Annotated in this window: 21 protein-coding genes; 16 read left to right on the top strand and 5 right to left on the bottom strand. The window is 65.5% G+C overall.

From position 1 onward, the window contains the following. Positions 1 to 22 precede the first annotated feature (22 nt). Positions 23 to 580 (top strand): bactofilin family protein, encoded by a 558-nt coding sequence (locus tag ACTJKQ_RS00585; protein WP_056059359.1) that lies wholly within the window; start codon positions 23 to 25, stop codon positions 578 to 580. Between the two features lie 60 nt (positions 581 to 640). Here ACTJKQ_RS00585 and ACTJKQ_RS00580 read toward each other — a convergent pair whose 3' ends face one another. After that, positions 641 to 1,063 (bottom strand): acyl-CoA thioesterase, encoded by a 423-nt coding sequence (locus tag ACTJKQ_RS00580; protein WP_015012492.1) that lies wholly within the window; start codon positions 1,061 to 1,063, stop codon positions 641 to 643. A 127-nt stretch (positions 1,064 to 1,190) separates the two neighbouring features. Here ACTJKQ_RS00580 and ACTJKQ_RS00575 point away from each other — a divergent pair, with 127 nt between their 5' ends. The 3 genes from ACTJKQ_RS00575 (at position 1,191) to ACTJKQ_RS00565 (ending at position 4,429) form a co-directional block, all read left to right on the top strand. Further along, positions 1,191 to 3,047, top strand: coding sequence for an ABCB family ABC transporter ATP-binding protein/permease (locus tag ACTJKQ_RS00575; protein WP_440595681.1), 1,857 nt, complete (start codon positions 1,191 to 1,193; stop codon positions 3,045 to 3,047). A gap of 43 nt (positions 3,048 to 3,090) precedes the next feature. Next, positions 3,091 to 4,023, top strand: coding sequence for a 2-hydroxyacid dehydrogenase (locus tag ACTJKQ_RS00570; protein ID WP_440595680.1), 933 nt, complete (start codon positions 3,091 to 3,093; stop codon positions 4,021 to 4,023). Positions 4,024 to 4,096: 73 nt separating this feature from the next. Next, complete coding sequence (locus tag ACTJKQ_RS00565) at positions 4,097 to 4,429, top strand: nucleotide pyrophosphohydrolase (protein ID WP_440595679.1); 333 nt, start codon at positions 4,097 to 4,099, stop codon at positions 4,427 to 4,429. A gap of 177 nt (positions 4,430 to 4,606) precedes the next feature. Here ACTJKQ_RS00565 and ACTJKQ_RS00560 read toward each other — a convergent pair whose 3' ends face one another. From ACTJKQ_RS00560 to ACTJKQ_RS00550, 3 genes are read right to left on the bottom strand one after another with little or no spacing between them, the layout of a single operon-like run. After that, on the bottom strand, positions 4,607 to 5,644 hold the full coding sequence (locus ACTJKQ_RS00560; RefSeq protein WP_440595678.1) for a DctP family TRAP transporter solute-binding subunit: 1,038 nt from the start codon (positions 5,642 to 5,644) through the stop codon (positions 4,607 to 4,609). Positions 5,645 to 5,682: 38 nt separating this feature from the next. Next, positions 5,683 to 6,981 (bottom strand): TRAP transporter large permease, encoded by a 1,299-nt coding sequence (locus ACTJKQ_RS00555; RefSeq protein WP_056745317.1) that lies wholly within the window; start codon positions 6,979 to 6,981, stop codon positions 5,683 to 5,685. Continuing rightward, positions 6,978 to 7,541 carry a TRAP transporter small permease gene (locus ACTJKQ_RS00550; RefSeq protein WP_440595677.1) on the bottom strand — a complete coding sequence of 188 codons (564 nt, stop codon included), beginning with the start codon at positions 7,539 to 7,541 and terminating at the stop codon, positions 6,978 to 6,980. Before ACTJKQ_RS00550 ends, ACTJKQ_RS00555 begins: the two co-directional genes overlap by 4 nt. A gap of 217 nt (positions 7,542 to 7,758) precedes the next feature. Here ACTJKQ_RS00550 and ACTJKQ_RS00545 point away from each other — a divergent pair, with 217 nt between their 5' ends. The 6 genes from ACTJKQ_RS00545 to ACTJKQ_RS00520 all read left to right on the top strand — a co-directional run bounded on the left by ACTJKQ_RS00545 (position 7,759) and on the right by ACTJKQ_RS00520 (position 13,099). Next, a complete protein-coding gene (locus tag ACTJKQ_RS00545) occupies positions 7,759 to 8,691 on the top strand; it encodes a LysR family transcriptional regulator (protein ID WP_056745314.1) in 933 nt (310 codons plus the stop codon). A 181-nt stretch (positions 8,692 to 8,872) separates the two neighbouring features. Beyond that, positions 8,873 to 9,769, top strand: coding sequence for an amino acid ABC transporter substrate-binding protein (locus ACTJKQ_RS00540; RefSeq protein ID WP_056059343.1), 897 nt, complete (start codon positions 8,873 to 8,875; stop codon positions 9,767 to 9,769). A gap of 118 nt (positions 9,770 to 9,887) precedes the next feature. Further along, positions 9,888 to 10,787, top strand: coding sequence for an amino acid ABC transporter substrate-binding protein (locus ACTJKQ_RS00535; protein ID WP_056745312.1), 900 nt, complete (start codon positions 9,888 to 9,890; stop codon positions 10,785 to 10,787). 108 nt (positions 10,788 to 10,895) lie between these two features. Next, entirely contained in the window at positions 10,896 to 11,654 is a 759-nt protein-coding gene (locus ACTJKQ_RS00530) for an amino acid ABC transporter permease (RefSeq protein ID WP_440595676.1), read from the top strand. Between the two features lies 1 nt (position 11,655). Then, positions 11,656 to 12,321, top strand: a complete 666-nt coding sequence (locus ACTJKQ_RS00525; protein ID WP_056059987.1) for an amino acid ABC transporter permease — start codon at positions 11,656 to 11,658, stop codon at positions 12,319 to 12,321. Between the two features lie 40 nt (positions 12,322 to 12,361). Next, positions 12,362 to 13,099, top strand: coding sequence for an amino acid ABC transporter ATP-binding protein (locus ACTJKQ_RS00520; protein ID WP_056059339.1), 738 nt, complete (start codon positions 12,362 to 12,364; stop codon positions 13,097 to 13,099). A gap of 108 nt (positions 13,100 to 13,207) precedes the next feature. Here ACTJKQ_RS00520 and ACTJKQ_RS00515 read toward each other — a convergent pair whose 3' ends face one another. Beyond that, positions 13,208 to 14,128, bottom strand: coding sequence for a MurR/RpiR family transcriptional regulator (locus tag ACTJKQ_RS00515; protein ID WP_146869987.1), 921 nt, complete (start codon positions 14,126 to 14,128; stop codon positions 13,208 to 13,210). 99 nt (positions 14,129 to 14,227) lie between these two features. On the opposite strand from ACTJKQ_RS00515, the gene ACTJKQ_RS00510 reads away from it, so the two are divergent. The 6 genes from ACTJKQ_RS00510 (at position 14,228) to ACTJKQ_RS00485 (ending at position 21,240) form a co-directional block, all read left to right on the top strand. Continuing rightward, on the top strand, positions 14,228 to 15,409 hold the full coding sequence (locus tag ACTJKQ_RS00510) for a M20 family metallopeptidase (RefSeq protein WP_056059337.1): 1,182 nt from the start codon (positions 14,228 to 14,230) through the stop codon (positions 15,407 to 15,409). A gap of 42 nt (positions 15,410 to 15,451) precedes the next feature. Next, complete coding sequence (locus ACTJKQ_RS00505; protein WP_099731250.1) at positions 15,452 to 16,441, top strand: Bug family tripartite tricarboxylate transporter substrate binding protein; 990 nt, start codon at positions 15,452 to 15,454, stop codon at positions 16,439 to 16,441. Positions 16,442 to 16,571: 130 nt separating this feature from the next. Further along, complete coding sequence (gene pyrC, locus ACTJKQ_RS00500) at positions 16,572 to 17,612, top strand: dihydroorotase (protein ID WP_440595675.1); 1,041 nt, start codon at positions 16,572 to 16,574, stop codon at positions 17,610 to 17,612. After that, positions 17,597 to 18,370 (top strand): DUF3025 domain-containing protein, encoded by a 774-nt coding sequence (locus ACTJKQ_RS00495; protein ID WP_440595674.1) that lies wholly within the window; start codon positions 17,597 to 17,599, stop codon positions 18,368 to 18,370. The genes pyrC and ACTJKQ_RS00495 overlap by 16 nt, the downstream gene beginning before the upstream one ends. A gap of 186 nt (positions 18,371 to 18,556) precedes the next feature. Then, entirely contained in the window at positions 18,557 to 19,435 is an 879-nt protein-coding gene (gene htpX / locus ACTJKQ_RS00490) for a protease HtpX (RefSeq protein WP_056059333.1), read from the top strand. A 230-nt stretch (positions 19,436 to 19,665) separates the two neighbouring features. Next, complete coding sequence (locus tag ACTJKQ_RS00485) at positions 19,666 to 21,240, top strand: methyl-accepting chemotaxis protein (protein WP_056059331.1); 1,575 nt, start codon at positions 19,666 to 19,668, stop codon at positions 21,238 to 21,240. Positions 21,241 to 21,253 lie beyond the last annotated feature (13 nt).

Genomic DNA, 21,253 nt, shown 5'->3' with positions numbered 1-21,253 from the left:
ACTCTCTTTTCAAGGAGATCTGATGGCCGTGCAAAACCCTTTCTTTGGCAAGCGTGAACCCGAGTCGTTCCAACCCCGCAGCAGCACCACCTCAGGCTCCGTATTGGGCGGCACGGCGGCCAGCAGCGCCGCACCTGCGCAGCCGGTGCCTGCTCCATCTGCCCCCAAGTCGGCCAGTGCCAGCGACAGCTCGGGCAGCAAGCTCACGGTGGGCCCGAACATCAAGCTCAAGGGCGTGGAGATCACCGACTGCGACACGCTCGTGGTCGAAGGCACGGTCGAGGCGACGATGGATTCGCGCGTGATCCAGATCTCGGAGCACGGCGCCTTCAAGGGCTCGGCTGAGATCGACATTGCCGAGATCCACGGCGAGTTCAACGGCACGCTCACCGTGCGGCAAAAGCTGGTGATCTACAGCACCGGCAAGGTCAACGGCAAGATCCGCTACGGCAAACTGGTGGTGGAAGAGGGTGGACAGCTGGCGGGAGAGATCGAGGCCGGTTTTTCCGCATCGTCGTCCAGCAGCACACAGCGGGCAGCAGCCCCCTTGAGGGCTGAGCCAGCCGCGCTGGCAGCCTGATCTGCACTCACAGCTGCGCCCCGATAGGCGCGGTCAGTCCGCTCGATTCCGTTCGGTGGCTCACGCAGGCGCGTTGTGCTTGGGCACCGGGCGCGGCCTGCCCTGGTGGTCGATGGCCACATAGGTCAGGCGCGCCTCCGTCACTTTCACATACTGCCCCTGGGCAGAAAAACGCTCGGCATACACCTCCACCTCCACGGTGACCGAGGTGTTGCCGACGCGCGTGATGGCCGAGAAGAACGACAGGATGTCGCCCACGCGCACGGGCTGCTTGAAGATGAATTCATTGACCGCCACCGTGGCCATGCGGCCCTGGATGTAACGCGCGGGCAGCACGGAGCCCGCCAGGTCGACCTGCGCCATCACCCACCCGCCAAAGATGTCGCCATTGCCGTTGGTGTCGGCGGGCATGGGGATGACCTTGAGCACCAGCTCCTTGTCGGTGGGCAATGCGGCGGGTGGTGGGCTGAAAACGGCAGACATGGGCACAATCTCGGTTGGGGCTGAGCCAATCCTTGGGGAAACCGGTGGTTTCACAAGGCCTCGCGCCCTGAAAAAGCCACCTGGGCATCAGCCAGGTCGGTAAAAACAACAACCGGAATTGTCCCCCATGCGCCACCACGGCGAAACCTCCCCCCCTGCCGCCGCCAGCGCGCCCGGTGCCACCGCCAGTGGCACGGCCGCCAGTCCCGCACCGGCCCAGTCGGACTGGGTCACCCTGCACCGATTGCTGCCCTACCTGTGGCAATACAAATGGCGCGTGATAGCCGCCATCGTCTTCATGGTGGGCGCCAAGTTCGCCAACGTGGGCGTGCCCATCCTGCTCAAGACGCTGGTCGATGCCATGAGCCTGAAGCCGGGCGACCCCGCCGCGCTGCTGGTGGTGCCGGTGGGGCTGCTGGTGGCCTACGGCGCGCTGCGGCTGTCCACCTCGCTGTTCACCGAGCTGCGCGAGCTGGTGTTTGCCAAGGCCACGCAGGGCGCAGCGCGCTCGATTGCGCTGCAGACCTTTGAGCACCTGCACGCCCTGAGCCTGCGGTTTCACCTGGAGCGGCAGACGGGTGGCATGACGCGTGACATCGAGCGCGGTGTGCGCGGCATCGAGTCGCTGATCTCGTTCACGCTGTTCAACGTGGTCGCCACCCTGGTTGAGGTGGTGCTGGTGCTGTCGGTGCTGGCCATCAAGTTCGACGCCTGGTTTGCGTGGATCACGCTGGCGGCGCTGGCGCTGTACATCCTCTTCACGGTGCTGGTGACCGAGTGGCGCACCCAGTTCCGCCGCGAGGCCAACGAGTTCGACTCGGCCGCGCATTCCAAGGCCGTGGATTCGCTGCTCAACTACGAGACGGTGAAGTACTTCAACAACGAAGGCTTCGAGGCCCGCCGCTATGACGAAAGCCTGGAGCGTCTGCGCCGCGCGCGGCTGAAAAGCCAGACCACGCTGTCGCTGCTCAACACCGGCCAGCAGCTCATCATTGCCGTGGGCCTGGTGGCCATGCTCTGGCGCGCAACGCAGGGCGTGGTCGATGGCCGCATGACGCTGGGCGACCTGGTCATGGTCAATGCCTTCATGATCCAGCTGTACATCCCGCTCAACTTCCTGGGCGTGATCTACCGCGAGATCAAGCAGAGCCTGACCGACCTGGACAAGATGTTCACGCTGATGGACAAGGAGCGCGAGGTGGCCGACGCCCCTGGCGCCCAGCCGCTGGCGGGGCTGGACCAGCCCACCGTGCGTTTCGAGGACGTGGTGTTTGCCTATGACGCCAAGGGCGGGCGCACCATCCTGCAAGGCATCAGCTTCGAGATCCCGGCGGGCAAGACGGTGGCGGTGGTGGGGCCCTCGGGCTCGGGCAAGAGCACGCTGGCGCGGCTGCTGTTCCGCTTCTACGACATCCAGCAGGGGCGCATCACCATTGCGGGGCAGGAGATCCGCAGCGTGACGCAGGCCAGCGTGCGCCAGGCGATTGGCATCGTGCCGCAGGACACGGTGCTGTTCAACGATAACGTGGCCTACAACATCGCCTATGGCCGCCCTGGCGCCGCGCAGGACGAGATCGAATCCGCCGCCCGCGCCGCGCGCATCCACGACTTCATCGCCAGCACACCCAAGGGCTACGCCACCATGGTCGGCGAGCGGGGGCTCAAGCTTTCGGGCGGTGAAAAGCAGCGCGTGGCGATTGCCCGCACCTTGCTCAAGAACCCGCCCATCCTGATCTTTGACGAGGCCACCAGCGCGCTGGACTCCGCCAACGAGCGCGCCATCCAGGCCGAGCTGCAGGGCGTGGCGCAGAACAAGACCACGCTGGTGATTGCCCACCGCCTGTCCACGGTGGTGGACGCGCACGAGATCCTGGTCATGGACGCGGGCCGCATCATCGAGCGCGGCACGCACGCGCAGCTCCTGGCCCTCGGTGGCCGCTACGCCAGCATGTGGTCGCTCCAGCAAAGCGATGCTGCCGCCTGAGCGGCATCCTTCTCTCTTTCATTTGTTTCGCGATTTGTCATCCATGAAGCCCGTCCTTCTTGCCCTCATGTTTTTGTCTGAAGAGCACATCGCGCAGATGGCCCAGACCTTTGAAGTGATCTACGCCCCCGATGCACCGCAGGCCGCCACCGCCATCGCGCAGCACGGCAGCCGCGTGCGTGTGGTGCTCACCATCGGTGCGGTGGGCCTGAGCCCGGCGCAGATCGATGCGCTGCCCGCGCTCACACTCATCTGCGCGTTGGGCGCAGGCTACGAGAACGTGGCGGCGGCCCATGCCAAGGCGCGCGGCATTGTGGTGGCCACCGGTGCAGGCACCAACGACGACTGCGTGGCCGACCACACCTGGGGCCTGCTGATCGCGGCGCAGCGCCGCATCCTGCCGCTGGACAAGGCCACCCGCGCCGGCATCTGGCGCACGGCCTTGCCGCTGCCGCCCAACGTGTCGCACAAGCGGCTGGGCATCATCGGCCTGGGCACCATCGGCAAGAAGATTGCCCAGCGCGCGCTGGGCTTCGAGATCGAGGTGGGCTACCACAACCGCAGTGCACGCACCGATGTGCCTTACCGCTACTTTGCCGATGTGGCAGCGCTGGCCGAGTGGGCAGACTTTCTTGTCATCGCCACGCCCGGCGGCGCGGGCACCAAACATCTGGTCAACGCAGACGTGTTGAATGCGCTGGGCCCGCGTGGCGTGGTGGTCAACATCGCCCGCGGCAGCGTGATCGACACCGCTGCCCTGGCCGCCGCGCTGCGCGAAGGCCGCATCGCCGCAGCGGGCCTGGATGTGTACGAGAGCGAGCCCGCGCCCCCGGCCGAGCTGCTGGACCTGGACAACGTGGTGCTCACACCGCACGTGGCGGGCTGGTCGCCCGAGGCCGTGCAGGCCTCGGTAGACCGGTTCATGGAGAACGCCCGGCGCCACCTGGCGGGCGAGGCACCGGTCACGCCGGTGTGATGGGTTTCAGATCTTTCAGGCCGCTAGCGCAGGTGGAATAAGCGCTTGTAGCTATTGAATCAGGAGCAATGAAATGTCTGTCGATCTGACGGAGCTGCAGGCCCGGTTGCGCGTGTTTGCGGCACAGCGGCAGTGGCAGCCGTTCCACACCCCCAAGAACCTGGCGATGGCGCTGATGGTCGAGGCGGCCGAGCTGGCCGAGATCTTTCAGTGGATGACGCCGGAACAGTCGCTCGCCGTGCGTGAGGACCCAGCGCTGAAGGAGCCCATTGCCGATGAGGTGGCCGACGTGCTGCTGTACCTGCTGCAGCTCGCGGACCACGCGGGCGTGGACCTGGCCGAGGCCGTGGAGCACAAGCTGCGCAAAAACGCGGTCAAGCACCCAGTTCCCGATGGTTTGAAGTGAAAGTGGCTGGTAGCGCTAGTGCAATATGCCTTGGATGCTATTAATTGGATAGTGAAATCGCGGGCGCGTCCCCAGCTGTCGCTTTCGCGCACGCCCAGCAAAAAGCCCCGCCATGGCGGGGCTTTGGCAAACACCGGGCGATTGCTCGCACCGGTGACGGACGGGCCCACTCAAGGGTCACTTCTTGCGTGCAGCAATGGCCTTCTCGGCAGAGCCCACGAGGTCGGCGCCGATCTGGCCCTTCCACTTTTCGTACACGGGGCGCGTGGCCTTCACGAACGCGTCGCGCTCGGCGGCGGACAGCTGCGTGACGGTCACGCCGTTGGCGGCGATTTCCTTGAGCAGGGGCTTGTCGGCCTCGACCATGCCCTTGCGGGCGATGGCGATTTCTTCCTTGCCGGCGTCGATGGCGGCCTGCTTCACGATCTCGCGGTCTGCAGGGGTCCACGAAGCCCAGATGTCCTTGTTCACCACGAACACCAGCGGGTCGTTCACGTAGCCCCACATGGTGATGTGCTTCTGCGCCACGGTATGCAGCTTGGCGGCCTGGTACACGGCGATGGGGTTTTCCTGGCCGTCCACGGCGCCGCTGGCAAAGGCGGGCTGCGCGTCGGCCCAGCTCATTTGTGTGGGGTTGGCGCCCAGCGCGGTGAAGGTGTCCAGGAACAGGGGCGAGCCCACCACGCGGATCTTCAGCCCCTTGAGGTCGGCGGGGCTCTTGATGGCCAGCTTGGAGTTGGAGATTTCGCGGTAGCCGTTCTCACCCCAGGCGAGCGGCACGACACCTGCCTTCTCCAGCGTGGTGAAGATCTGCTTGCCCACGTCGCCTTGCGTCACTGCATCGACGGCAGCGTAGTCGGGGAACAGGAAGGGCAGCGAGAAAAGGTTGAGCTGCTTGACCTGGGGCGACCAGTTGATGGTAGAGCCCACGGCCATGTCGATCACGCCCTGGCGCAGGGCGCTGAACTCGCGCGTCTGGTCGCCCTGGATCAGCGACACCCCGGGGTAGAGCTTGATGTTGATGCGGCCCTGGGTGCGCTCGCGCACCTTGTTGGCCCACAGCTCGCCGCCCTTGCCCCAGGGAAAGGCCGTGCCCAGCACCAGCGACATGCGGTACTCGCTCTTGTACGCGGTCTGCGCGATGGCGGCTGGGGCGGTGAACGCCAGGGCGGCGGCAGCGGCCACGGCGGAAGTGAGGATGGTGCGCAGTTTCATTGTTTCAGTCTCCTGGTTAGAAATTCGTCGGCAAGGGGTCAGTAGCCCAGTTTGGCGGGCAGCCACAGGGCCAGTTGCGGGAAGGCGATCACGGCCACCATCACAAGGAACATGGCGAACAGCATCCAGCCCACCCAGCGCACGGTCGATTCCATGCGCACACCGGCAATGCGGCAAGACACCATCAGGTTCACGGCCAGTGGCGGGGTGAACTGGCCCAGAGCCACCTTGAGCGTGAGGATGACGCCAAACCACACCGGGTCCCACTTGTAGTGCTGCATGATGGGCAAGAGCAGCGGCACAAAGATCAGGAAGATCGAGATGCCGTCAAGGAACATGCCCACCGTGATCAGCAGCACGATGAGCAGCGCCAGCACGCCGTACTCGCCCAGGCCCGAGTTCACGATGGCGTTGGCCACCGGGTCGATCACGCCCAGCGTGGACAGCGAATACGCAAAGATGCCCGCGAGCGACACCACGATGAGGATCACGGCGGACAGCTCGCCCGATTCGCGCAAGATGGGGAACAGGTCGCGCACAGAAATCGTGCGGTGGATCACCATGCCCACAAAGAGGCCGTAGAACACCGCGACCACGGCGGCTTCCGTCGGCGTGAACCAACCGGCCCGCATGCCGCCCAGGATCAGCACCGGTGCGGCCAGGCCCCAGGTGGCCTCGCGCAGGCTCTTCCAGAATGGGGGGCGGGGCATGGTGGCTTCGAGCGCGCCCATCTTGTGCTTGCGCGCCATCCACACGGCGGGCACGATCAGCGCCACGCCCGCCAGGATGCCCGGGATCATGCCGGCCGCAAACAGCGCGGGCACCGAGGCGCCGGGCACGAGCACCGAGTAGATGATGAACGCGACCGAGGGCGGGATCAGGATGTCGGTGGCTGCAGCGGCCCCCACCACGCTGGCCGAGAACGAGGGCGGGTAGCCCGCGCGCGACATGGCCGCGATCATCACCCCGCCCACAGCAGCGGCATTGGCCGGGCCCGAGCCCGAGATGCCGCCCAGGAACATGGCCACCGCAATGGCCACCAGCGGCAGCATGCCCGGGCCACGCCCGACGATGGCCACGGCAAAGTTCACGAGGCGCAGCGCCACGCCCGAGCGGTCAAAAATGGAGCCCACCAGAACGAACATCGGGATGGCCAGCAGCGGGTATTTGCCCAGCCCGGCGTAGAAGTTCTGCGGCACGGCCAGCAGGCCGAACCACTGGCTGTCGGCATTGGCCAGCGCGATGGCGGCGGCACCCGCCAGGCCCAGCGCGGCGCCAATCGGCACGCCCACAAACATCAGGCCCAGAAAGGCCACAAACAGCAGCGTGGCGATCATGGTTGCGCATCCTGGTGCGCCGGGGCGGCATCGCTGACCGTGCCGCGGCTGCGGCGGATGAACAGCCCGATGGCGCGTGCCGTGATGAGCGCAGAGAACACGGGCAGCCAGATCGAATACCACCACTGCGGCACGCCGATGCCGGGGGAGGTTTCGCCAAAGCTGTAGTCGTCCCACACCACGCGCACGCTCAGAACGGCGATGACGCCAAACAGCAGGGCCACAGTGGCCGCGCCCAGCATGGACAGGCGCTTGCTGCGCAGGGCAGAGCCGCCCTCGGCAAAGTACTCGATGCGGATGTGCTGGTCGCGCGCCACGGCGGCCGAGCCTGCGATGAGCGCCAGCGCGATCATCAGGAACACCGAGATTTCTTCGGTCCAGGCGAACGAGGAGTTGGTGAAGTAACGCACCAGCACGTTGGCAAAGGTGATGAGTGCGAGGGCCGCCATGACGATGACGGTGAGCCAGTCTTCAAGGCGCAGCGAGCGGGGCTCGGCCTCGGGACTCGCGGCGCCGGGCAGTGCGTCGGTCGCAGGCCCTTGGGGGGAGGAGGAGGACATGGGGCAGGGGAAGGAGGAGAACAAACACGGGAGCATGCGGGTCGCCCTGCCCGGCAGTGTTGTGCACCAGGGGCCTCGACGCTGAGCGCTGTAGGCGCTGCTTTCTATTATGCGATGGGTTGCTATGCATGCACACCATTGGTGCGCCGCGTCAGCACTGTGTAAACCCTCATGCCAGCGGCCAGCACGGTGTAGCCCGCGCGCGGATAATGCACCGATGGAAACCAAGTGGCTTGAAGATTTCGTCAGTCTTGCGGAAACCCGCAGCTTCAGCCGGTCAGCGCAGCTGCGGCATGTGACCCAGCCAGCGTTCTCGCGGCGCATCCAGGCGCTGGAGGCCTGGGCCGGCACCGACCTGGTGGACCGCAGCTCCTACCCCACCCGGCTGACCCCGGCCGGCAAGACCCTGTACGACCAGGCCCTGGAAATGCTCCAGTCGCTGCAGAACACGCGTGCCATGCTGCGCGCGCACACCAGCGCAGGCAAGGACATGATCGAGTTCGCCGTGCCCCACACGCTGGCGTTCACGTTCTTCCCGGCCTGGGTGTCCAGCCTGCACGACAAGTTCGGCCCGTTCAAAAGCCGCCTGATTGCGCTGAATGTGCACGACGCGGTGATGCGCCTGGTCGAAGGCGGGTGCGACCTGCTGATCGCATACCACCACCCCTCGCAGCCCTTTCAGCTCGATGCCGATCGGTATGAAATGGTCAGCCTGGGTCAGGAAGTGTTGTCGCCCTACAGCAAGGCCGACGCCGATGGCCAGCCCGTGCACCGCCTGCCCGGCCGCGCAGGCCAGCCGCTGCCCTACCTGGGCTATGCGCCCGGCGCCTACCTGGGGCGGGTGACCGAACTCATCCTCAAACAATCGCAGACGCCCATTCACCTGGAGCGTGTGTACGAGACCGATATGGCCGAAGGTCTCAAGGCCATGGCGCTGGAAGGGCATGGCGTGGCCTTCTTGCCCCACAGCGCCGTGAAGAAGGAGCTGCGCTCGCGCCGCCTGGTCAGCGCCGCGCCCCCCGATACCGAAGGCCTGCAGATGACCATGGATGTGCGTGCCTACCGCGAAAAGCCCAATGGCAAGGACACCCCCAAAGGCACGGCGCAGGCGCTGTGGACCTACCTGCAGGCCCAAGCGGCCTCATGCTAAGGGTAAATACGGACATAAACACTTTGCATAGTTGTGCGCGCAAACGGCATTGGAATTTCACCGTAACGACACGTACAGTCTGCGCCATCGCCGGATCGGTGGATAGCAGCGTGTGCCTTGGCAGGGCCCCACGGTGGCACGAAGATTGCAAACCCGGTTCATTCCTTCACAGAGGCATCGTATGAAAGTTCAGCATTGGGGATTGGCCTGGGGCCTCGCAGCACTGTGCTGTGCGGTCGGTGCGTCTGCGCAGGCCAGCGTGCTGGAGCGCGTGGCTGGCGGTGGCAAGCTGGTCATTGCCTACCGTGAATCCTCGGTGCCTTTCTCGTACATCGACAGCCAGTCGGGCAAGCCCGTGGGCTATGCGCTGGACCTGTGCCTGCGCATGGCCGAGCTGGTGCGCAAGAAGACCGGCAAGAAGGACATGGAGATCGAGCTGGTGCCTGTCACGCCGGCCAACCGCATCGCCATGATCGAGCAGGGCAAGGCCGACATGGAGTGTGGCTCCACCACCAACAACGCCGAGCGGCGCCAGAAGGTGGCCTTCACCATCCCCCACTTCATCACCGGCGCGCGGCTGCTGGTCAAGTCCTCCAGCACCATCGACAGGGTGGAGGATCTCAACGGCAAGAAGCTGGTGTCCACCAAGGGCACGACGCCCCTGAAGGCGGCCGACCAGGCCAACCGCGAGCGCCTGATGGGCATCACCATCGTCGAGGCACCCGACCATGCCAAGGCGGTCGAGATGGTCGAGAAGGGGGAGGCCGATGCGTTTGTGATGGACGACGTGCTGCTGTACGGCCTGGCGGCCGGGCGGCCCGACCCCAAGGCGCTCAAGGTGGTGGGCCGCTTCATGACCACCGAGCCACTGGCCATCATGCTGCCCAAGAACGACCCTGAGTTCAAAAAGCTGGTGGACGAGGAAATGCGCCGCCTGATTACCAGCCGCGAGATTTACCCGATTTACGACAAGTGGTTCAACAAGGCCATTCCGCCCAACAATACCGTGCTGAGCCTGCCGGTCAGTTACTTGTTGCGCGACTTCTGGAAATACCCTACCGACCAGGTCCCGTTCTGACTAATATCCCTGGTTGCGTGCTACCCCTTTTTGGAGTGCGGTCCTGACCGGTTACCCCCGGCTGGCCCCTGTCTCTAAAATCCCCCCCTTTTTTCGTTTTCAACACAAGGAGATCCCTATGAAGAAACATTTGCTCGCGGTTGCCGTGACCGCCTTGGCTGCAGGCAGCGTATTTGCCCAGGCCAATGACACTCTGGCCAAGATCAAGGCCTCCGGCAGCGTGACGCTGGGCGTGCGCGAGTCTTCGGGTCTTTCGTACACGCTGGGCAACGGCAAGTACGTGGGTTTCCACACCGAAATGGGCGAGATCGTTCTGCACGACATCCAGAAGCAACTGGGCTTGCCCAAGCTGGATATCAAGTACCAGCCCGTGACCTCGCAAAACCGTATTCCGCTGGTGACCAACGGCACCGTGGACCTGGAGTGCGGCTCCACCACCAACAACGCCGCCCGCCAAAAGGACGTGGCGTTTGCCGTGACCACCTATGTGGAAGAAGTGCGCACCGTGGTGAAGGCCAACTCGGGCATCACCTCGATCAAGGACCTGAACGGCAAGACCGTGGCCACCACCACCGGCACGACCTCCGTGCAGACCCTGCGCAAGCACGAACGTGCTGGCGGCATCGACTTCAAGGAAGTGTTCGGCAAGGACCACGCCGACAGCTTCCTGATGCTGGAAACCGGCCGTGCTGACGCGTTCGTGATGGACGGCTCCATCCTGGCTGCCAACATCTCCAAGTCCAAGAACCCTGCCGATTACAAGATCGTGGGCGAAGTGCTGTCGGTGGAACCCATCGCCTGCATGCTGCGCAAGGACGACCCCGCGTTCAAGAAGGCTGTGGACGACTCCATCAAGCGCCAGATCGCCGACGGCTCGCTGGCCAAGCTGTACGACAAGTGGTTCATGCAACCGGTGCCACCGACCAACACCAAGATCGGCCTGCCGATGTCCGACGCTACCAAGGCAGCCTGGGCATCGCCTAACGACAAGCCCATGGAAGACTACGCCAAGAAGTAAGCTCTGCAACGCTTGTGCCCCTTCGGCCAGCTGGTTTGAAGGGGCTTTTTTGTTGGGTCGGCCCAGTGGGCCCCCCAGCGCAAAACCAAAAATTAAAGGGGTGCTCCTATGAGTTGGGATTGGCAGGTGTTCTGCCAGGACACCATGGACCGGGATGTGGTGCAGGGCTGCTTTGGCAAAGGCGGCGAGATCACCTACCTGGACTGGATGCTGTCGGCCTGGGGCTGGACGGTGTCCGTTTCGCTGCTGGCCTTGCTGCTGGCGCTTGTGTTGGGTTCATTCATCGGTACGCTGCGCACCTTGCAGGATCGCCCGATGATCGTTCGGCTGGGCAATGCCTGGGTCGAGCTGTTTCGCAATATTCCGCTGCTGGTGCAGATTTTCCTGTGGTACCACGTGCTGCCCAGCCTGTTCCCGGTGCTGCGGGGCGTGCCCGGTTTTGCGCTGGTGGTGCTGGCGCTGGGCTTTTTCACCTCGGCACGTATCGCCGAGCAGGTGCGTTCGGGCATCCAGGCCCTGTCACGCGGCCAGCGGTATGCCGGCATGGCCATGGGTTTCACCACCTTCCAGACCTACCGCTATGTGCTGCTGCCCATGGCGTTTCGCATCATCATTCCGCCGCTGACCAGCGAGACGATGAACATCTTCAAGAACTCGTCCGTGGCGTTTGCCGTGTCGGTGGCCGAACTCACCATGTTCGCCATGCAGGCGCAGGAAGAAACCTCGCGCGGCATCGAGGTCTATCTGGCGGTGACCACGCTGTACATCATCTCGGCGTTTGCGATCAACCGCATCATGGCCTTCATTGAAAAGCGCGCACGCATCCCTGGCATGGTCGTGAGTGGCGCGGCCGGAGGGGGGCATTGATATGAATCTCGATTTCTCCTTCTACAACTGGGACCTGATCTCCAACTTCGTGCTCAAGGGGCTGTATTTCAGCCTGATCCTCACGCTGGTGGCCACCATCGGGGGCGTGCTGTTCGGCACCGTGCTGGCACTCATGCGCCTGTCGGGCAAGAAGTGGCTGGATGTGCCCGCCACCATCTACGTCAACGGCATGCGCTCCATTCCGCTGGTGATGGTGATTCTGTGGTTCTTCCTGCTGGTGCCCGCCATCATCGGCCGCCCCATTGGCGCGGAAGTGTCGGCAGTCATCACCTTCATTGCCTTTGAGGCAGCGTACTTCAGCGAAATCATGCGCGCTGGCATCCAGTCCATCCCACGCGGCCAGGTGTACGCCGGCCAGGCATTGGGCATGACCTACGGCCAGAACATGAAGCTGGTGGTGCTGCCCCAGGCGTTCCGCAACATGCTGCCCGTGCTGCTCACCCAGACCATCATCCTGTTCCAGGACACGTCGCTGGTTTATGCCATTGGCGCCTACGACATGCTCAAGGGCTTTGAAGTGGCGGGCAAGAACTTTGGTCGTCCGATCGAGGCGTACCTGGCCGCTGCGGTTCTGTACTTCATCATGTGCTATGCGCTGTCCTGGGCGGTCAAGCGCCTGCACCAGAAGATCGCGATCATCCGCTGATCGAGGCTGGTGCAAAAGAGATTGGATTGAGGAAAAAGAAATGATCGAACTCAAAAACGTATCCAAGTGGTATGGCCCGGTGCAGGTGCTCAACGAGTGCTCGGCCACCATCAACAAGGGTGAAGTGGTCGTGGTCTGCGGGCCCTCGGGCTCTGGCAAGTCCACACTCATCAAGACCATCAACGCGCTCGAACCCTTCCAGAAGGGCGAGATCACGGTCGATGGCGTGAAGCTGCATGACCCCAGCACCAACCTGCCCAAGCTGCGCAGCCGCGTGGGCATGGTGTTCCAGCACTTCGAGCTGTTCCCCCACCTGTCGGTGACGGACAACCTGACCATTGCGCAGATCAAGGTGCTGGGCCGCAGCGCGGACGACGCCAAGAAGCGCGGCCTCAAGATGCTGGAGCGCGTGGGCCTGATCGCCCACAAGGACAAGTTCCCCGGCCAGCTCTCGGGCGGTCAGCAACAGCGCGTGGCCATTGCGCGCGCGCTGAGCATGGACCCCATCGTGATGCTGTTCGACGAACCCACATCCGCGCTTGACCCCGAAATGGTCGGTGAAGTGCTGGACGTGATGGTGGGCCTGGCCAACGAAGGCATGACCATGATGTGCGTGACCCACGAAATGGGCTTTGCCCGCAAGGTGAGCAACCGCGTGATCTTCATGGACGTGGGCGGCAAGATCCTGGAAGACTGCTCCAAGGACGACTTCTTCAACAACCCCGATGCACGCCAGCCGCGTACCAAGGACTTCCTCAACAAGATCCTGCAGCACTGAACAATGCTTGCACTCCCGTGCCGCAAGGGTTGGGGGCTACAAAAAAAGCGCTCTCCGGAGCGCTTTTTTCATGGGGCCACCCAGGGCTGAACGTCTGCCGCGCGCAGGCTAGCGCTTGCTCCGCCGACCGGCTGGCGAGGGGCTTTCTACGATGAGTTGCGACTCGAAATCCGTCCACAGATCGTCGCGCCGCTTCAGTGCCTCGGACACCGCCTTGTGCCGCAGCTGGGCCACGGCCGACACCAGCGCATTGCACAGGAAGAACGCGGCGGTGTAGGAGTCGAACGGCGACGCATTGGATGTGCGCACCTGCAGCCGGTGGTGGGACAGCGCGGCCAAGGGCGCAGCGGCGCTGTCGGTGATGGCCAGCACCTGGGCCCCTGCGTCGCGAAAGCGCTGCGCCACTTTCACCGGCCCGCTGGCGTAGCGGCGGATGCTGAAGACCAGCAAGGCATCTTCGGGCTGGATCCACAGCAGCTGGTCGGTGGCGTCCACCGCGCCAGCCCCCAGTTCGTGCACGCCCGGGCGGCACATGTTCAGGTGCAGCGCCAGCCAAGCGGCCACCGGGGCGCTGTTGATCTGCGCCAGCACAAAGATGCGTCCCTTGCCCTGTGCGATACGTGCCGCCATGGCCTCGAAGGCCGCCATGTCCAGTCCGTCGCGCGTGGTGGTGAGGTTGTGCTGGTCGTGCAGCAGCGCGTCGTCCACGCACTGCTGCAGGCTGCGCCGGGTGCCGATGGTGACCGGCGCGCGCTGCCCCGCCGTTTGCAGCAGGGCGGTGACCTCGGCCCGCGCCTCGCGCTGGGCCTCGGCATAGCTGCCGTAGCCCAGCTTGGCAAACAGCCGCACCACGGTCGATGCACTGGTGCCAGTGCGCGCAGCGAGGGCGGTGGCGGACTCCAGCAGGGCGTGGGGGTAGTCGCGCCCCAGGGCCTCGGCCAGCGCCCGTTCGCTGGCGGTCAGGTCGGCGTCCTGGCGGGCCAGCCGCTCGGTCAGCAAGGCGCTGGATTCGTGCAATGATGATTTCATAAACTTCTCATTCGTGCAAAATACGTTGCAGAACCCCGGGTCGCGTACAACACTGCGACCCAAATTTTGCCCCTACCTGGGGCTTGCCCAAGGACAACGATGCTCAATACCCTGAACGAAGGTCTGCTGCCGGTGCGTGCGCAGGTCCTGGACTGGCTGGCCAGACAGCAGCAGTCCATGCAAGACCTGTTGCAAAAAGTGGTCAATATCGAGAGCGGCAGCCGCAATGAGGCGGGTGTGACGGCCGTGGCCCATGCCCTGGCCGAGCGCCTGCAGGCGGCCGGTGTGCCGGTGCAGTTTGAGCCCGTGCCTGGCTATGGCGTGCTGCTGCATGCGCAGGTCAACCCGGCAGAGGGCGCTGCAGCCGGTGGAGCGCCCATCATCCTCATGGGGCACATGGACACGGTGTTTCCCGATGGCACCGTGGCCAAGCGCCCTTACCGCGAAGAAGCGGGGCGCGCCTACGGCCCAGGCGTGGCCGACATGAAGTCCGGCCTGGTGCTCAACGTGTTTGTGGCCGAGGCCTTTGCGCGCTGCGGCGGCCTGCAGGCGCCGCTGCACCTGTTCTTCTCGTGCGATGAAGAGATCGGTTCGCCCGCCACGCGTGACCTCATCATGGCCCGCGTGCGGGGGGCGCGTGTGGTGTTCAACGCCGAGCCGGGCCGTGTCAGCGGCAACGTGGTCACCAGCCGCAAGGGCTCGATGGTGGTGGAGTTCGAGGTGCAGGGCGTGGCCGCGCATGCAGGCATCAACCACGCCGCTGGCGCCAGTGCCATCGAAGCCCTGGCCCGCAAGACCCTTGCGCTGCATGCGCTGACCGACCCGGCCACGGGCGTCACCTGCAACGTGGGCGTGGTGCAAGGGGGCATCGTGCCCAACATGGTGGCCCCACACGCCCGCGCTGAGGTGGACCTGCGCTTTACCGCCGACACCAACCCCGACGAACTGCTGGAGCGCGTGCGTGCCATCGTCGAAGAAGAGTCCGTGCCCCGTACCCAGGGCCGCATCACCACCACGCGCCGCACCCTGCCCATGAAGCCCACCCCGGACGACCTGCTGGCGCTGTACCAGCAAGGCGCGCGGTCGCTGGGCTTTGAGGTGCAAGGCGAGTTCACCGGCGGCGCGGCCGACAGCGGCCTGACCGCATCGGTGGGCGTGCCTACGCTGTGCGCTACGGGCCCGGTGGGCGGCCACGCACACACCGAACGCGAGTACTGCGAGCTGTCCACCTTTGTGCCACGCGCGCAGGCCGTGGCGCTGGCCGTGCTGGCACACCCCTGATTTCTTGTACCTCCCGCCCCTTTTTTGAGTTCTTTGATCGTCATGCACACCACACCTTCCCGTCGCCATCTTCTGACCACCGGACTGGGCCTTGCCGGCCTGGCCGCGCTGCCCGCCATGGCGCAAGACAAGTTCCCTTCGCGCCCGATCACGCTGGTGGTGCCCTTCCCGCCGGGTGGGTCGGTGGACATCATGGCGCGCCAGTATTCCGAGCCGCTGTCGCGCGTGCTGGGCGTGCCCATCGTGGTGGAAAACCGCGCCGGCGCGGGTGGCTCGGTGGGCGCGCAGTATGTGGCGCGCTCCAAGGCCGACGGCTACACCCTGGTGGTGTCGTCGCAAAGCAGCCACCTGGCCAACCCGCTCACCCAGCCCAAGATCGGCTACGACCCCGTCAAGGACTTTGAAAACATCGCCATCCTGGGCCGCCAGCCCAACGCGCTGGTGGTGCACAGCAGCCTGCCGTTCAAGACCTTCAAGGAGTTCATCGACTACGCCAAGAAGAACCCCGGCAAGCTCAACTACGGCAGCGGCGGCGTGGGCAGCATGGGCCAGCTCAACGTGGAAATGCTCAAGGTCTCCACGGGCGTGTTCACCACGCACATTCCCTACCGCGGGGGCACGCCGCTGATCACAGGCGTGCTGGGCAACGAGGTGCAGTTCATCCTCGACAACCTGGTTATCATGCTGCCGCACATCCAGGCGGGCAAGGTGCGCGCCCTGGCCGTGGCGGCCGACCAGCGCCTGCCGCAACTGCCCGATGTGCCCACCATGGCCGAGGTGGGCCACCCCGAGCTCAACCTCACCTCCTGGACGGGCCTGGCCGCGCCTGCGGGCACACCCGATGCGGTGGTGCAGACGCTGTACAAGGCCGTGCGCCAAGTGGCCACATCGCCCGCCATGGTCGCCAACCTCAAGGACCGGGGTGTGATCGTGCCGGAAGAGATGTCGCCCGCCGCGTTCGAAAAAATGATGGCGGACCGGATGGTGAAGTTCGGCGCGGTCGTCAAACGCGCAGGGATCACCGCCGAATAAACCGGCAGATCTGCCTCTGGCGCTACCGTGATGAGCCATTTCACGCGGTAGCGCCACGAACATATGCCTCGCTAGCTATGAAATTGAGAGCGTTTGTAGGCGGCATGTCCGCAATGGGACAATGACGCCCATGACTGCAGCCCCCCAAACCCTCACCATCACCCGCCCCGACGACTGGCACCTGCATGTGCGCGACGGCGAGCCCCTGCACACCGTCGTGCCCCACACCGCCGCCCAGTTCGGGCGCGCGATCATCATGCCCAACCTGCGCCCACCGGTCACCACGGCCGAGCAGGCCCTGGCCTACAAGCAGCGCATCCTGGCCGCCGTGCCCGCAGGCATGAGCTTTGAGCCGCTGATGACGCTGTACCTGACCGACAACCTCCCGCCCGAAGAAATCGTGCGTGCCAAGGCCGCAGGCGTGGTGGCCTGCAAGCTCTACCCCGCAGGCGCCACCACCAACAGCGACGCGGGCGTGACCGACCTGCGCAAGACCTATAAAACGCTGGAAGCCATGCAGAAGGCCGGCATGCTGCTGCTGGTGCACGGCGAAGTGACCAGCAGCGACATCGACCTGTTCGACCGCGAGGCCGTGTTCATCGAGCAGCAGCTCATCCCGCTGCGCCGCGACTTCCCCGAGCTGAAGATCGTCTTCGAGCACATCACCACCAAGGACGCGGCCGACTACGTGGCCAGCGCCGACCGCTTCACCGCCGCCACCATCACCGCGCACCACCTGCTGTACAACCGCAACGCCATCTTTATCGGCGGTGTGCGCCCCCATTACTACTGCCTGCCGGTGCTCAAGCGCGAGACCCATCGCGTGGCCCTGGTGCAGGCCGCCACCAGCGGCAGCAGCAAGTTCTTTTTGGGCACCGACAGTGCACCGCACCCGGCGCACCTCAAGGAGCATGCCACCGGCTGCGCGGGCTGCTACACCGCCCACGCGGCCATCGAGATGTATGCCGAGGCGTTCGACAATGCCGGGGCACTCGATAAGCTCGAAGGCTTCGCCAGCTTTCACGGCCCGGACTTCTACAGCCTGCCGCGCAACACTGCCACCATCACCCTGCGCCGCGAGTCGTGGACACCGCCCGACAGCTTTGCGTTTGGCGAAGCCGAACTCAAGCCCCTGCGCGCCGGTGAAGCCCTGCCGTGGCGGCTGGTGTAAGTCCGCCCTTCGACGCCATCGACTGGAGCGCTCCCTGGCTGGCGCCGTGGCGCGGCCTGGGCCAACCCTTGGCCCAGCAACTGCTGCAGGATGACCCATCGGTGCACCAGGCATTGCAGACCGCAGCGCCGCAGGGTGCTCCCATGGTCTTTGTGCCCCAGTCCGCGCTGCCCGAAGGCACCGCCTACGAGCAGTACATCTGGGACACCCGCCGCGTGCCCACGCGCGACAACCTGCACGACTTTTTCAACGGCCTGGTCTGGCTGCGGTTTCCGCACACCAAGCGGCGCCTGAACCAGCTGCAGGCCCAGGCCATCGCCGCCGATGGCGTGCAGGCCGTGCGCGGACCGCTGCGCGATGCGCTCACGGTGTTTGATGAAAACGGCGCGCTGTTGCAGGCGCCGGATGCCCTGTGGGATGCGCTCCGGGCGAGGGACTGGCAGCGCCTGTTCACCGACCTGCACCCGCTGTGGGGCCAGGCCCGGCTGGTGCTGTTCGGGCACGCACTGCTCGAAAAGCTGGTTTTTCCGCGAAAACCCATGGTGGCGCACGTATTTCATGCGCCGGCAGCTATTGATTCCATAGCGGAGGTGGATGCGTGGCTGGCAGGGCAGGTGGAGGCCTCGGCATGGTCCAGCAAGCCCTTCACGCCGCTGCCCGTGCTGGGCGTGCCCGGCTGGTGGCCGGCCAATGCAGCGCCGGGCTTCTATGCCGATGCGCAGGTGTTCCGGCCCTTGCGGGCTGCGGCGGTTTCGTAATTCCCGCCAAGGCTTGTGTGATAAGGCCCCGGCCGGGGTTTGCACCTACCATAGCGCGATGAAATCGCGGCCATGGGGGGCTGCCACGGCCTCGCCGCCTGGAGGCTGGCGCTTGAAGCGGCGCCCCGGGCCCCCATCTGAGCCTGCAAACACTCGTTGTTGTTTACCCCACGGAGAAACCATTCCATGAAGCGGATCCTTTTGTTTGTGATGACCAACCTGGCCGTCGTTGTCGTGCTGGGGGTGGTGGCCAGCCTGCTGGGCGTGAACCGCTACCTCACGGCCAACGGGCTCAACCTGGGCGCGCTGCTGGGCTTTGCGCTCGTCATGGGTTTTGGCGGCGCGATCATCTCGCTGCTCATCAGCAAGCCCATGGCCAAGTGGACCTCGGGTGTGCGCGTGATCGACGGCTCCGGCTCGCCGGACGAGCGCTGGATCGTCGAGACCGTGCGCAAGTTCGCCGACCAGGCCCAGATCGGCATGCCCGAAGTCGGCATCTTTGAAGGCGACCCCAATGCGTTCGCCACGGGCGCGTTCAAGAACTCCGCCCTGGTGGCGGTGTCCACCGGCCTGCTGCAGGGCATGACCCGCGACGAGGTCGAGGCTGTGATCGGCCACGAAGTGGCCCACATCGCCAACGGCGACATGGTGACCATGACGCTGATCCAGGGCGTGATGAACACCTTCGTGGTGTTCCTGTCGCGCGTGATCGGCTACGCGGTGGACAGCTTCCTGCGCAAGAACGACGAGAACAGCTCGGGCCCCGGCATCGGCTACTACGTGACCACCATCGTGCTCGACATCGTGCTGGGCTTTGTGGCCGCGATGATCGTGGCCTGGTTCAGCCGCCAGCGCGAGTTCCGCGCCGACGCGGGCGCTGCCCAGCTGATGGGCCGCCGCCAGCCCATGATCAACGCGCTGGCCCGCCTGGGTGGCATGCACCCCGGCGAGCTGCCCAAGAGCGTGGCGGCCATGGGCATCGCCGGTGGCATTGGCAAGCTGTTCAGCACCCACCCGCCCATCGAAGAGCGCATTGCTGCGCTGCAAAACGCACAGCAGCAATAAACCGAACCGCCTCAGGCGCAACGCCTGATCAGCACCGAGGGCCGCCACAGTCTTGCACTGTGGCGGCCTTTTTTGTTGGTGCGTTGCGGCTGTTGCTTTGGCGCTCCGGCAGGGTGTGGCCTGTTGTGGGCCGGTTCAAGGACTTGTAACCTTTTGTCGATACATTCCCAACGCCTGCCACTCCCAACGGCTGTCCCGCGTTGCCCCATTCACCCTCACGAGAGCCTCCCATGTCCATCTCCCACGCACGTGTTGCTGTCCGCCTGGCCCTGGCTTTTGGTGTGGTCTGCCTCGTCATGTCCCTGTCGGCGGCGGTGGGCATCTGGCGGCTGGCCGGGCTGCAGGACATTGCGGACGACCTGGGCGGTGCGTCGTCCGAGCGCGCACTGCTGGCGCGGGAGCTGCACGCCATCGTGGTGCTCAGCTCCGCCCGCGCCGAAACGCTGCTGGAGATCGACAACAACCCCGACTACGCGGCGCGCATCGACGCCGACCGCAAGACCACCTCGGCCCGCTCGTCCGAAGTGCGCAAGCGCCTGGACGAGCTGGCGGCAGACCCGGAATCGCAGGCCTTGTTCGATGCCATCGACAAGGCGGGCAACGGTTTTCGCACGGTGCGGGACGACCTCGTCAAGCGCCGCAAGGCGGGCGAGGCCCTGCCGCCCGACGCCATTGCCAAGCAGCTGCGTCCTGCGGCAGACGCCTACGCCGCCTCGGTGAACAAGCTGGCCGAGTACCAGCGCCAGCGTGTGGCCGAGGCCCGCGAGGCTGCCGCCCGCAGCGAGAGCCAGGGCATCACGCTGTTGGCCGCAGGCTCGTTGGTGGGCTTGCTGCTGAGCCTGGGCTGCGCCTGGCTGCTGTCGCGCTCCATCCTGCAGCCCCTGGCCCATGCGTCCGAGGTGACCGACCGCATCGCCGAAGGCGATCTCACCTCCCCCGTGCCCGCGCCGCAGGCGGGCAACCGCGACGAGCTGCAGGCCCTGCTGGCGCGCCTGGGGGGCATGCAGGCACGGCTGGCCGAGCTGGTGGTGGGCATGCGCCAGGCCAGCACCTCGGTGGCCGGTGCCAGCAGCGAGATCGCGGCGGGCAACAGCGACCTGTCGGCCCGCACCGAGCAGACGGCCTCCAACCTCGAAGAGATCGCCGCCAGCATGGAGGAGCTGCTGGCCACGGTGCGCCACAGCGCCGACGCGGCTGCGCAGGCCAGCACCCTGGCCACTGGCGCCAGCAGCGTGGCCCAGCGCGGGCGCGAGGCGGTGGACCGCGTGGTGGGCACCATGGACGGCATTGCGCTGTCGTCGCGCCGCATTGCCGACATCACCAGCGTGATCGATGGCATTGCGTTCCAGACCAACATCCTCGCGCTGAATGCGGCCGTGGAGGCAGCCCGTGCTGGCGAACAAGGGCGGGGCTTTGCGGTGGTGGCGAGCGAAGTGCGCAGCTTGGCGCAGCGTTCCGCCACGGCGGCCAAGGAGATCGGGGGGCTGATCAGCGACAGCGTGCGGCAGGTGGACGAGGGCACCCAGTTGGTCCACGCGGCAGGCGGCACCATGGGCGAGATCGTGAACTCGGTGCAGCAGGTGGCCACCATCATTGGCGAGATCAGCACTGCGGCCCGCGAGCAGACCACGGGCCTGAGCCAGGTGGGCGAGGCGGTCTCGCAGCTCGACCAGATGACCCAGCAGAACGCCGCGCTGGTGGAGGAGTCCTCGGCCGCCGCGCAGGGGCTGCGGGTGCAGGCGCAGCAGCTGGCCGAGCTGGTGGAGGCGTTTCGCCTGCCTTCGGGCAACGCGCTGCCTCGCTAGGCGAGAGAACACC

This window comes from Acidovorax sp. 22279, from assembly GCF_052045435.1.
Classification (GTDB): domain Bacteria; phylum Pseudomonadota; class Gammaproteobacteria; order Burkholderiales; family Burkholderiaceae_C; genus Acidovorax; species Acidovorax delafieldii.
This window is presented reverse-complemented; position numbering and strand designations above follow the sequence as displayed.